Source organism: Roseibium denhamense (genome assembly GCF_009711415.1).
In the GTDB taxonomy this organism is placed as follows: domain Bacteria; phylum Pseudomonadota; class Alphaproteobacteria; order Rhizobiales; family Stappiaceae; genus Roseibium; species Roseibium denhamense.
Map to the genome: position 1 here is coordinate 28,459 of NZ_SMLZ01000112.1, position 12,767 is coordinate 41,225.

The following is a 12,767-nucleotide window of genomic DNA, read 5'->3' on the forward strand; positions in this document are numbered from 1 at the left end:
AATCATTGCAAATAGTGTCTCACTCGAGACAGTGTAGGGACGTGCGGGCGCTGCGTCACCCGCCTGAGACCGAGATGACAGAAATTTAACCTGCCATTCCGCCAGTTTTCGGAAGTTCTACGCCCGACAGATTGCCCGGCTTTTGCTTGGCCTTTGCCTTTTGCGCATACATGCGGCCATCGGCGACCCTCAGGAGATCGTCGACAGTCGATGCATCCCCCGGGAAGCTGGCACTGCCAATACTCGCCTGCACCTCAATCACCGCTCCGGCACACTCAAATACCTGATTTACCTTGTCTTCCATCCGCGTGAGAAAAATCTGACGTTCCGGGCGGCGCATGTTGCCAGGTGTCAACACGATAAACTCATCACCGCCAACGCGGGCCACCGTATCTGTCTGACGGGTCTGACGCTGAAGTCTCAGGCCGATCTCGATCAATAACTGGTCACCGACGCTATGGCCGTAATTGTCATTCACCGGCTTGAATGCATCCAAATCCACATAGAAGATTTCAAATCCTGTCCCGGTGCGCTCACACATGACTGCGAGCTGATGCATCCGGTCCTCCAGAAGCCGCCGGTTGGCAAGGCCGGTCAGGGGATCGTGCAATGCCATCGACCGCACCTTGTAGACCTCACTGATGAGCAGAAACGCCATGGCGCCGAACACCAGTGATATCAGGCTTCCAATCAACTGAGTGGTCCAGACATTGTTGCCTGCCTCCGACCAACCCATTTCCGGATAACCTTGCAGCTCCCAATTCAGGCCGCCTGGAAGGTGAAGCGGCAGGGAAACGTGATCTGTTTTCTCCAGCCCCAGGCTGCCGTAGATGTGTGCCTTTTCTTCGCTCACCGCATTCCGGTCGACCAAGGCAATCCGCAGGTCGTCCATCATATCTGTGATGCCGGCGCTGCTCATCACTCCCGCCTCATCCAGGACAAGCGTGATCACCCCCCAATACGGCCGTTCCTTCATGGGCTGCCCGGGTGCATCGGCTGGAAACACCGGAATGCGAATCAGCAGGGCTTTGCCGCCTTGAACGAGCTCCAAGGGCCCGGCAATGACCATTTCGCGGGACAACATGGCTTCTCTGATGGCAGGCCATTGTGCCGTGTTCATCCGGTAATTGAGACCCAGCGCTGCGCGGTTCGGCTCGAGCGGGAACACCGCCTGGAGAATATTGTTTGGCGCTATCCCAACCGACCGGATTGAGGTATTGTCTTCAATCACCTCCATCGAGATCCGGCGGTAGTCTTCCAGCTCGAACGGCGTGTCTTTGAGTTCGGCGACAAAGGCGCGAACGGCAAGCCCATGTGCCACGGTTCTGCTTATCTCGCCTTCCAAACGGGCCCTTGCTTCAGACAGACTTCCGACAGCATCCCGTTTGTGCTGGGAGATCAACTCGTTACGCACCAGTTGCCCAACATGGGCGGTAACTGCGATACCAGCGAGAAAACAAACCACCGCGACAATTGACGCAGTCCAGACCCCATTCGAGCCAAGGAAAAATTTTCGAACCGTATTCGCGGCCATACGGACCATGCCCATCTCACAACAACACACTCCTATACGTAGCGTAAGATTTATTAATTTTTCCCCTAATGAAAATCGGCATAGTCAAACAAAAAAGCCGGGCACGGCCCGGCTCTTTATACAGTCTTATTACTAAGCGCTAACCGCGCTTTGCCTTTGAACCGGGTTACTCGGTTGCGGCCGGGGCTTCGTCAGCCGGAGCCGGAGCCTCTTCAACCGGAGCCGCAGCCTCGACTTCAGGCAATGGCAGCGGTGAGTCAGACTGTTCGCGCATGTAAGCGATGAGATCCGCCCGTTCCTCAGGCTTGCGAAGACCGGCAAAGCTCATGGATGTGCCATCGATGTAGTTTCGCGGAGCCGCCAGGAAATTGTCGAGCCCTTCGTAAGTCCACTCACCATTTTCCTCGCCATAAGCCACCATCGCGGAGGAGTAGCCGAAGCCGTCATGGGTACCGGGCTGATTGCCAAGAACGTTCCACAGGCCCGGACCAACCTTGTTGGCGCCGCCCTTTTCAAAGGCATGACAAGCAGCACACTTTCTCGCAACGCCCTCGCCGTCAGAAGCCGATGCAGCAAGAAGCCGCTCCGAAATCGGTACGATGTCCGGCTCGGGTGTAACTTCGCTGGTCGCATCTTCTGCAGAGGCTACAACTATTTCGTAACCCGGTTTGCCCGGGATAGTCGGCTGAAAGATGATGTCGGAAACGATCCCAACACCCATGGTCAATATAAGAACCATCAGAACCGCCCCAGCGGCCTTGTTCAGCGTGAAGGAATCCATGTCTCTCCGACTCCAAGATATTTCGCGTCCGGGATCACAACGGCTGTTGCAACCCCTCCTGTGTCTCAAATTTTGCCGGAACCTACAAATTTTTTGACCTTGCTGTCCATAGCTTTAAAAGGGCAACTGATACGACAAACGGACGCGGTGGTTTTTTTGCAGCGTTTTGAGCCATTTTCGCCGCGTGGGAGACAACATGACAGGTGCCCTTGTAATCATCCCGGCCCGCATGGCCGCGACCAGGCTTCCGCGCAAGCCGCTTGCGGATATCTGCGGTAAACCAATGATTGTGCGCGTGGTTGAGCAGGCCCTGAATGCCGACATAGGTCCGGTGGTTGTCGCAACAGACACCCAAGAAATCGCTGATGCCGTGGAAAAGGCCGGTTGCAGGGCCGTTTTGACACGGCCGGACCATCCCTCGGGCTCCGACCGCATTCACGAAGCTGTAGATCTGGTGGATCCTGATCGCACATTCGATACGGTTTTGAATGTCCAAGGCGACGTACCGCTGATCGAGCCGGACGCGATTCGAGCAGCGCTCTCCCCCCTCAGCATTCCCGAGGTCGCCATTGGGACAATCGTCACCGAGTTCACATCCGCCGCATTTCGCGACGATCCGAACTTTGTGAAAGCGATCGCAACGCCGAACGGTCAGGGTCAGCTCCGCACGCTTTATTTTAGCCGCGCGACAGCTCCCTACGGTGACGGCGTCTTCTATCATCACATCGGAATATACGCGTACCGCAGAGCAGCCTTGGCGAAATTTGTCAGCTTGCCGCCGGCCCCTCTCGAACAGCGCGAGAAACTCGAACAGCTCAGGGCTCTGGAGGCTGGTATGCGGATAGACGCATCCGTCATCAGCAGTGCTCCGATGGATGTGAATACTCCAGACGACTTGGAGCGCGCACGCGCTGCCTATCAATCTTTGTAATACCAAGGTTTCCAATCGCATGACCGACAGAAAAAGAATCGTCTTCCAAGGCGAAACCGGCGCCAACTCACACATGGCGTGCCGCAGTGTTTATCCGGATTACGAAGCAATCGCCTGCGCCACTTTTGAAGACTGCTTTTCCGCGATGTCTGACGGCTCAGCCGACCTTGCGATGATCCCAATTGAAAACTCAGTCGCAGGCCGGGTTGCAGACATTCACCATCTTTTGCCGAAATCAGACCTGCATATTATCGGCGAGTACTTCATGCCCATCCGGTTCCAGCTCATGGCCCCGAAAGGCGCCAGCTTGGACGGGTTAAAAACTGTTCAGAGCCATATCCATGCGCTTGGCCAGTGCCGGAATGTTATCAGGGAGCTCGGCCTGACGGCCGTGGTAGGCGGCGATACCGCAGGCTCCGCCCGGCAGGTGGCGGAGTTGGGCGATCCCTCTGTGGCAGCTCTCGCACCGGAGATGGCGGCAGAAATCTACGGTCTCGATATATTGCGCCGGGACGTCGAGGATGCCGCCCACAACACCACCCGTTTCGTCATTCTGTCGCGTGAGAAGATGGAAGCGGCGCATAACGGCCAGCCGGTGATCACCACATTCATCTTCCGTGTCCGCAACGTTCCGGCAGCTCTCTACAAGGCCCTGGGCGGCTTTGCCACGAACGGTGTCAACATGACCAAGCTGGAATCCTACCAGCTCGAAGGCCAGTTCTTCGCATCCATGTTCTACGCCGATATTGAAGGCCATCCGGAGGATCCGGCTGTCGCCCTTGCTCTTGAAGAGCTTGCCTTTTTCTGTGCGGAACTCACGATGCTGGGCGTCTACCGCGCCAGCCCCTTCCGCGACAAAATTAAAGAACCGGAAGCAAACCGGGCTTTAAGACCTAATCCGCAATCATAGTCGTCACGGATCGGCGAACGCGAGGATTTCATGACCGAAACGAGATTTGATGCCCTGTGCATAGGGAATGCCATCTGCGATGTTTTTTCCCATGTTGAAGAAGACTTCCTGGTCAAGGAGAGCCTTCATAAAGGGTCCATGCGCTTGATCGATACGGATGAAGCGGTCAGGCTGTTTGAAAAGATGGGCCAGACAGTGCGCATTTCCGGGGGCAGCGCCGGCAACACCGCAGCTGGTATCGCTTCGCTCGGCGGAAACCCGGCTTACTTCGGCAAGGTCGCGGAAGACGAGCTCGGCGACAGCTATTACCACGACATGAACGGAACCGGTGTTTACTTCAACACACCGCGGCTGCGCGAATGGAAACCGACCGCCCGGTCCTTGATCCTGATCACGCCGGACGGTGAGCGCACAATGAATACCTATCTGGGCGCATGCACGGAATTTACGCCTGATGACGTCGATCCTAATGTCGTTGCCGTTTCGGCAATCACATACATGGAAGGCTATCTCTGGGATCCGGAACAAGCCAAAAAAGCATTCCTGAAGGCGGCCGGGATCGCTCATGAGAACGGCAGGAAAGTCGCCATTACCCTGTCAGATTCGTTTTGTGTTGACCGGTACCGCGACGAGTTCCTTGGCATGCTGGAGGACGGCACGCTCGACATCGTCTTTGCCAATGAACACGAACTCAAAGCGCTGTATCAGACCTCAGACCTCGACAGCGCGATCGCAGCGATCCGCGAAGCGGATGTCTTGACCTGCTTGACACTTGGCAGCAAAGGCGCCGTGACGTTCGACAAGACAAATACCGTGGAAGTTCCCGCCCAGAAGGTCGATACTGTTGTCGATCTGACAGGAGCCGGTGATCTTTTTGCATCCGGCGTGCTCTACGGTCTCGCCAGGGATTATGATCTGAAGCGGGCCACCGAGCTCGGCTGTCTATGTGCTTCCCGGGTGATTTCTCACGTTGGCGCCCGTCCTGAGCGCCCGTTGAAAGCAATTGCGGCAGAAAACGGTTTCAGCGTCTAAGACGGCGACAAGACATCCAGAATCCCAAAAGCCCGGTTTACCAGCCGGGCTTTTTTCGTTCTAAGATCTGCACCTAATAGCGAAACGGATCAGGCTGCCGCGACGCTGTCCAGGAAGCGGTCAACTTCCGTGCGAAGCTGGTCCGTGCGTGTGCTGAGTTCCCCGGCCGCCCGGACCACATCATCAGCGGAAGATGCTGTCTGATCGACTGCAGAGGATAATCCGGACATGTTGCGCGTCACGATACCTGTCCCTTCAGCGGCCTGCTGCACGTTTTGCGAAATTTCGGTCGTTGCCGATCCTTGCTGGGCTACAGCACTGGCAATTGCGTTCGTATAGGAATTCACCTCATCCATAGTCCGGGTGATGTCTTCAATCGCGCTAACCGAATCTTGGGTCGCACTCTGGATCGCGGAGATCTGCGCGCTGATTTCTTCGGTCGCCTTGGATGTTTGCGTCGCCAGTTCCTTGACCTCCGCGGCCACGACCGCAAAGCCCTTGCCGGCCTCACCAGCGCGCGCTGCCTCGATTGTTGCATTCAGCGCCAGAAGATTGGTCTGTTCCGCAATGGCTTGAATGAGCGTGACAACCTCGCCGATCTTGCCCGCGGATTCTGCGAGGCCGGCAACCTTTTCGTTGGTCATCCGGGTCCCTTCCGTCGCCCGCCCGACAACTTCTGCCGTCCGCTCGACCTGATTGCTTATTTCGCTGATCGAAGCAGCCAGCTCTTCAGCAGCCGAGGCGACCATGCTGACGTTTTCGCTCGCAACAGTCGATGCGTTCTTGGTATCGCTCGCCTGAGCAGAACTGTTTCCGGCGATTTCGGTTAGTGATTTTGCGGTTCCATCCAAATCTTCGGCCGTTTGGCCGACCGACGCAAGCATGTTGCGGGCAGCGTCCCGGAAATCCCGGATGAGATGGTCCGTGCGCTCCTGGCGGGTGCGATTAGCCGCATCCTCCTGCTCTCTTTCAGCCCGTAGCCGCGCACGCTCTTGCGAGTTTGTCCGGAAAACCATGACCGTTCGGCTCATTTCACCGATCTCGTCGCCGCGATCAGCACCTGGAATGTCAACCTGGTTGTTCCCGTCAGCAAGTTCGCCCATCACACCTGTCAAAGTCTTGATTGGCCGTGTGATTGCAAGGTTCAGGACAAAGGCAAGCGCAGCAACCGCCAATATGGACAATGCGATGATCCCGGCGATCAAGATCAGAGCCGCCTGACCGGCCTCCCGCGCTAGGCGCAGCTGATTGGATGCAATCTCCGAAATTTGCGCGCTCACGCCACGGGATAAATCGTCCAGGCGCCGCTCCAGGGTTTCCATTTCAGATTGCATGGCGATGATTTGCTCAAACGCAGTGTCAAACTGGGTTATGGCCGCCGGCATTGCACTAATGCTGTCCGCAGCAGCAGGCAGTACTCCGCTGAAGCCGGCAAGGGTATCGGCAACGGATGTGAGCGTTTCCAGCTGGCTGTGCACTTCCGGCATGCTGATATCAGCTTGCCCGGAGACTGCTGCCAGGGAATCGGTTTTAATGGCCGCTGTTGCATTGGCAAGGATGATTGCCTGCTGGCTGACAGTGGCCATTTTCGACAGCTCTTCTTGCGCCTTATTGGCGCCGTCCAGCTCCTGGCTCAGCGCCTCATAGCCGGCAAAACGGGCATTCAGCGATCCGTCCTTAAGACCTACTATCAGATCGGCAACAGTCTTCTTCTTGCCCGCCCGATTGAACAGGTTGGTTTCACCCAGTAGGTCCGGCAACGCAGTTTGCATGTTCACCGCCATAGCGGCGAGCGCTAGCGCTTCTTCTGCCTTAAGGGTTGGCAGCTCTGCTGTTTTTAGGGCTGCTGCGCTGTCCACCATTTGTTGGATATCGTTATTGATCTCGGCCATCACTTCATCCGTGAGGTCCTTTTTCTTGTATTCACCGCCGGGCCCAAAGCGCGGGTCAAGCCGAAGAGCTGCTTCCTGAACAGCCTGAGCCTGCCTCTGGAGCGCTCGCGCAGCTTCCTGCTGTTTCTGCGCCGCCGCCGCCCGCTCCGCAGACTTGGCTTGCGCGTCGGAGACCTCCCGGCCAATCAGCTCTGTCAATCCGCTCAGTTCAGCACTTGCTGCATTGACTTCGGCTACTTGTTGATTTTGGTTCTCTGTCTGGCGAGTCACCGCAATGAACGCTGTTTCGAATTCCTCGGTCACGCTGATGACGTCATCGACCTGGGCTGCAACGGATGGGTCCGACAACGCCGCCTTGAGGCTTTCCAACCGCGATTTGAGATTGTCGATTTCTTCAACCGTTGACGCGGCAAGTCCCGGTGCCTTCTGCTTCAGATAAGCTTCCCGGGATACGGACACCTGCTGCAATGTGGTCATTGCAGATGATGCGGCATCGGAAACGGCCGTGCGCGCAGACAGTCCGGATATGGCCCAAGCCGCCATGCCTCCAACTATAAGAGTGAGTGCAAGGACGGCACCGAAGCCGCCCCAGACTTTTGTAGCGAATTTGAAATTCGTAAAAACACGAGAAATAGTATTCATAAATCGACCGTCCCCACCGACGTCAGTATCTGGATCTGCGAGGATTTACGGCCCGAAAAATGAATGCTTTGTAAATAATGAACCGGCTAAATTATTACAGCATAAAACACCTATACTTACGCTAGGGTACTTTCCTGCTTCTTTTTCTCCGAACGCGGTCAAAATCCGGCAATAGGTAAATGAAAGGCTTTAGATTCTTGCCTAACCTTGGGTTGCAGCCCCTTTGTGGCACAGGTTCATCTTGCCGGCAGCACACTGCATACATAGACATCTCTCACGGTCAGCAAAGAAAAAAGGCGGCCTAAGCCGCCTCTATAAGATCATGTTCCGCAGCGGACCTAGTCCGCGAGATCTTGCACACTCACCACACCGCCATTTTCATCCAGGCGATAAATAATTGGCGCCCCGGTCCCAAGTTCTCTTTTCAGAATTTCGTCCGGGCTCAACTTTTCAAGGTCCATGATCAAAGAGCGCAGGGAATTCCCGTGAGCAGCCACGATAGTGCGTTTTCCTGACAGCACCTTTGGGAGAATTTCGGCCTTGTAATAGGGCAATACGCGTTCAGCCGTCATCTTGAGGCTCTCGCCACCGGGCGGTGGAACATCATATGACCGGCGCCAGATATGGACCTGCTCTTCGCCGAATTTTTCGCGTGCCTCGTCCTTATTCATGCCCGTGATATCGCCGTAATCACGTTCGTTCAGCGCCTGGTCCTTGAGAGTCTCCAAGCCGGTTTGACCCAACTCACCCAGGATGATGTCCAGTGTTTTCTGGGCTCGTGACAAATCGGATGTGAAGGCCAGGTCGAAAGAGAGTTTCAAATCGCGCAGTTGTTCCCCTGCCTTATGCGCTTCAGCAACGCCCTGTTCTGTCAGGTCCGGGTTCTTCCAGCCGGTGAACAGGTTTTTCAAGTTCCACTCGCTTTGCCCGTGTCGGACAAGCACTAAAAGGCGCTCCATGCCACTCTCCTAAATGTCACACATTACTCTGGCCGAGACCGAGAACGTCGGCCATCGAATAAAACCCGGGTTTCCGGTCAAATCCCCACAACGCAGCCTTGACGGCACCGCGTGCAAACAACTGCCGGTCCTCGGCGCGGTGCGTCAGTTCGATACGCTCACCTTCTCCGGCGAAAATCACGGAATGCTCACCTATGACCGAACCGCCGCGCAGCGTTGCAAAACCTATGTCGCCGCTTTTTCGCGGATCCATAATTCCGTCCCGCGTCCTGACAGAATGGCTGTTCAGATCGACGCCCCGGCCTTCGGCCGCCGCGTCCCCAAGCATGAGAGCCGTCCCCGAAGGCGCATCGACCTTGTGTTTGTGATGCATTTCCAGGACTTCAATATCGAAGTCCGCATCCAATGCCGCCGCCGCTTGACGCACCAGAGCGGCAAGCAAGTTCACACCAAGGCTCATGTTGCCGGATTTGATGATTCTGGCGTGCCGCGCCGCGGCCTTTAACGGCGCATCTTCGCCCTCTGCCCATCCTGTGGTGCCGATGACATGCACGATGCGCGCCTGTGCAGCCAGTTCAGCATACCAGAGGCTCGCGGCAGGCGCTGTGAAGTCCAACACGCCGTCGGCGTTGGCGAATGCTGTCAAAGCATCCTCGGTAATTGGAACACCCGCCGGGCCCGTACCAGCCAGTTCGCCGGCGTCCTGACCAAGGAACTCCGAGCCGGACCGCTCGATCGCAGCGACGACAGCGGCTCCATCCGTGTCATGAACGGCCCGGATCAAGGCCCGGCCCATACGGCCGCCTGCCCCGACGACCACCAAACGCATTTGCGCCATTTATGCTTTCCTCGGCTCGTGGTTGGGGGCGGTATAGCAGGTTCGGCCCGGGAGGCAAACGGCACTACGCCCATACGCCCGGCATGGCAAAAATGACATATCAACTCCGATTATTATCTCATGATAAGTAACAATGAATATTTTTACAGATCAAAATGCACGTATTCTGTGCGCCAGATTGGTTTTCAGCTTTCACGAATGATAAACCCTACAATGTTACGCTGGCTCTCAAAATGTATAATGACAGCTTACGTTTCATGGGGCGGGCGAACATGGTTGCAGTCATACAATCCAAGATTTTGCCGGGGATGGCTGCGCCTATAAAACCTGCACACAGGACTGCCTGCCGACGTTTATTCTTCTGTTTCCGAACCTTTTCGAACAGAGGTTCTACATCGGGCCCTAAATGTTAGGTTTTAAACCAAAAGTAGGATTCACATTTCCTTTCAGCAGGCTCGTAATGAGCCTCTTTGCCGTCGGGCTGATCGGCACCGCCGTTGCGTTGTTCTGGGTTACCTACCTTGGAAGCCTATCAATCGCAGAACACGAGATGGCGAGAACTGCGCGCTCAAAGGCAACATTGGCACGCCTGGTTTTTGTACAGCACCTCGACCAGCTTGAAAGGCAGATCCGCTCGGCTGCAACCGACCCGGCTCTCCGGCAAGCCCTGCAGGACAATCAGGCAAACGATGCCCAGGCCGTCATTGACGGTGCTGCCCAGAGCATGACGAGCGCGGTGCTCGATATCCTTTTGGTTGACCGGCCCGATACTCCGGAATGGGCCACATCAAGTTTGGGTCTTATCGATACGGGCGAACAGTTGCCGCCTCTGGTCCGCGCCGCTCTGCCACCGGACGTTTGGGTGTTGTACACCGATCACAGTGTTGAACCCGGGATCACAACAGCGGCCTTGTCAGTCTTGGTCCTGGATCCGGACACAGGTCAAGCACTCGGCCGGGTTGTCGGCGGGACATCGGTAACCGATTCCTTTTCGCTACCGGGCGCCCTTGCCAAGACACTTCGGGTCGACAATCTCGCCTTTGTCCATGACGATCAAATCATTGCCGGGCTCGGTGACCTGGATCGCGGACAACTCCCGGAAAAGATTTTCGAGACCGAAGATGAAGTGACGTATCAGCTGGTAAACGACCAGCTGTTTGTGAAATCGCCGCTATCGACCGACATGGACGGGCACATGATCTCGGTTGTCTCGCGGCAGACGGTCGACACCCAGCAAAATGTTCGCGCAACGTATCAGAAGTTTTTCACTCCATTTCTCCTCTACACGTCCATCCTAGCGCTCGGCGCGGCGCTAATCGTTTCCAGGATTACAAACACCGGCCTCGGCAGACTGCTTTCCTACGCGAAAAATCTCCACAAGGACCGCGTCGTAGACGCTCCTGAAAAAGGGTTTATTTCCGAATTCAACCAGCTGGCCTCGATGTTTCAAAGTGCCTTTGAAGCGGTGCGGGACCGTGACCGGCAGTTCCGGGATATGATCGACAGTTCCCTTCATGGCGTGCTGGTTCATGCAAACCATCGCATCATCTATGTGAATGATGCGCTGCTTGAGATGCTCGGGTATGAGCCCGGGCAGAGTGACAAGCTGCTCGATCTGCCGACCCTGACAGTTTACGCCCCGGAGGAACATACGCGCCTGCGGAGCTACTATAAACTGCGCGAAGTCGGACGCGCTCCGCAATCCTACGAGGTCAAGGGTTTGCGGAAAGATGGGCAAACCATTTGGCTGGAGCAACAGGTTCAGGTAACGGAGTGGCGCGGAGAGCTTGCCTACTACGCCACGATAACCGACATCAGCGACCGGAAGCTCCATGAGGAACTCGCGAACAAGAACGCAAACTACGACCTTTTGACCGGGCTACCGAACCGCCGGCTGCTGATTGACCGGCTCAACCAAACCATTCAGCGCAACCGGCAGCTGGACGATATTTCGGCACTTATGGTTTTGGATGTCGACCGGTTCAAAACAGTCAACGAAACCTACGGGCCCAAGGCAGGGGACGCTGTGATCGCGAAAGTGGCCAAGCGGCTGACGGCAGCTCTTGGTCCGGACCAGACCGTTGCAAGAATGGGCGGCGATGAGTTTGCGATCATATTGTCAAACCTCAACGACAGCTGGCACATCGAGACCGTGGCCAAGGACGTGCTGCAAGCCGTAGCCGAACCCATTGCTATCGAAGGCCTAAGCCCAATGGTGGTCTCCATCAGCATCGGAATCACGATTAGCCCGGTTGACGGCGAAGATGATGAGACGCTTCTTCTGCAGGCCGACACCAGTATGTATGAGGCCAAGGCCGACGGCGGCAACACTTACAAGTTCTTCTCCGCGCGCATGAACGAACAAGCGGCGCGGGCAGGGCAAATCGAAATATCCCTCCGGCAAGCCGTCGAGAACGAGGCACTCCATCTGCACTATCAGCCGATCGTCGACTACCGCTCGGGTTCTCTGGTCATGTGCGAGGCATTGTGCCGCTGGACTGATCCTGTGCTTGGCCCGGTGCCTCCAAACGAGTTCATCAAGGTTGCCGAGGAATCAGGTCTCATCAGCCGCCTGGGAGAGTGGGTCATCCGGGAAGCCTGTACCTACTTCGCATCCTGCAATCAGAATGGACACCAATTGGGCGGGATCAGCGTAAACTTGTCGACACGTCAATGCCGCGACACAGACTTTATCGACAGACTGGCCAGGATTTTGAGGGAGACCGGCATGAACCCGGCTTGTCTTCATCTTGAAATCACCGAAAGCATGATGTTCGATGACAGGCGTATAGACCCCGTCGAGGTGATGGAGTCGATCCGCGAGCTGGGCGTCAACATTTCTCTTGATGATTTTGGAACCGGCTACTCATCTTTGAGTTACTTGAAACGCCTTCCCATCGATATGCTCAAAATCGACCGCTCCTTCATTAAGGGGATTGAGCACGATACGGCCGGACAGGCCCTTGTCCGGGCTATCGTCTCCATGGCCGAGGGACTGAAGATCGGCATTGTCTGCGAGGGCGCAGAGACGCCGGAGCAGTGTGAATTGATTACCGCGCTCGGGTGCAACCTGATCCAGGGTTATGGCATTGCCCGGCCCATGAGCGCGGCCGACTTCCTTCGCTATCTGGAAGAACATCGCGGGCCGGCGAAAAAAATCATGGGCGCGGTATAGCGCTCCAACACACCAGCGCAACTCCCAAGCTGATTGATTGCTCGGCGACCATGTCTGCCCGGGAGAGGCCCTA

Annotated in this window: 9 protein-coding genes; 4 read left to right on the forward strand and 5 right to left on the reverse strand. The window is 56.1% G+C overall.

The features are described 5' to 3' along the window. Positions 1–85: 85 nt before the first annotated feature. On the reverse strand, positions 86–1,543 hold the full coding sequence (locus E1180_RS15485; protein WP_208997177.1) for a diguanylate cyclase: 1,458 nt from the start codon (positions 1,541–1,543) through the stop codon (positions 86–88). 157 nt (positions 1,544–1,700) lie between these two features. After that, a complete protein-coding gene (locus tag E1180_RS15490; protein WP_155192258.1) occupies positions 1,701–2,315 on the reverse strand; it encodes a c-type cytochrome in 615 nt (204 codons plus the stop codon). A 196-nt stretch (positions 2,316–2,511) separates the two neighbouring features. Between E1180_RS15490 and E1180_RS15495 the strand changes: the two genes are divergently transcribed. The 3 genes from E1180_RS15495 to E1180_RS15505 are packed head-to-tail and all read left to right on the forward strand — an operon-like array spanning position 2,512 to position 5,188. Next, entirely contained in the window at positions 2,512–3,246 is a 735-nt protein-coding gene (locus E1180_RS15495) for a 3-deoxy-manno-octulosonate cytidylyltransferase (protein WP_155192260.1), read from the forward strand. A gap of 19 nt (positions 3,247–3,265) precedes the next feature. Continuing rightward, the gene (locus E1180_RS15500) at positions 3,266–4,156 is read left to right on the forward strand and encodes a prephenate dehydratase (RefSeq protein ID WP_155192262.1); all 891 of its coding nucleotides are present in this window, start codon (positions 3,266–3,268) and stop codon (positions 4,154–4,156) included. A gap of 30 nt (positions 4,157–4,186) precedes the next feature. Next, the gene (locus E1180_RS15505; protein WP_155192264.1) at positions 4,187–5,188 is read left to right on the forward strand and encodes an adenosine kinase; all 1,002 of its coding nucleotides are present in this window, start codon (positions 4,187–4,189) and stop codon (positions 5,186–5,188) included. A gap of 89 nt (positions 5,189–5,277) precedes the next feature. Here the strand turns inward: E1180_RS15505 and E1180_RS15510 are convergent, their stop codons facing one another. The 3 genes from E1180_RS15510 to dapB form a co-directional block, all read right to left on the reverse strand. Then, complete coding sequence (locus tag E1180_RS15510) at positions 5,278–7,722, reverse strand: methyl-accepting chemotaxis protein (RefSeq protein ID WP_155192266.1); 2,445 nt, start codon at positions 7,720–7,722, stop codon at positions 5,278–5,280. Positions 7,723–8,060: 338 nt separating this feature from the next. Then, positions 8,061–8,681 carry a 2,3-bisphosphoglycerate-dependent phosphoglycerate mutase gene (locus E1180_RS15515; RefSeq protein WP_155192268.1) on the reverse strand — a complete coding sequence of 207 codons (621 nt, stop codon included), beginning with the start codon at positions 8,679–8,681 and terminating at the stop codon, positions 8,061–8,063. A gap of 16 nt (positions 8,682–8,697) precedes the next feature. Continuing rightward, positions 8,698–9,519: a 4-hydroxy-tetrahydrodipicolinate reductase gene (dapB, locus tag E1180_RS15520; RefSeq protein ID WP_155192271.1), complete on the reverse strand. Its 822-nt coding sequence runs from the start codon at positions 9,517–9,519 to the stop codon at positions 8,698–8,700. A 460-nt stretch (positions 9,520–9,979) separates the two neighbouring features. On the opposite strand from dapB, the gene E1180_RS15525 reads away from it, so the two are divergent. After that, a complete protein-coding gene (locus tag E1180_RS15525) occupies positions 9,980–12,694 on the forward strand; it encodes a putative bifunctional diguanylate cyclase/phosphodiesterase (protein ID WP_196220609.1) in 2,715 nt (904 codons plus the stop codon). The last annotated feature ends 73 nt before the right edge of the window (positions 12,695–12,767 follow it).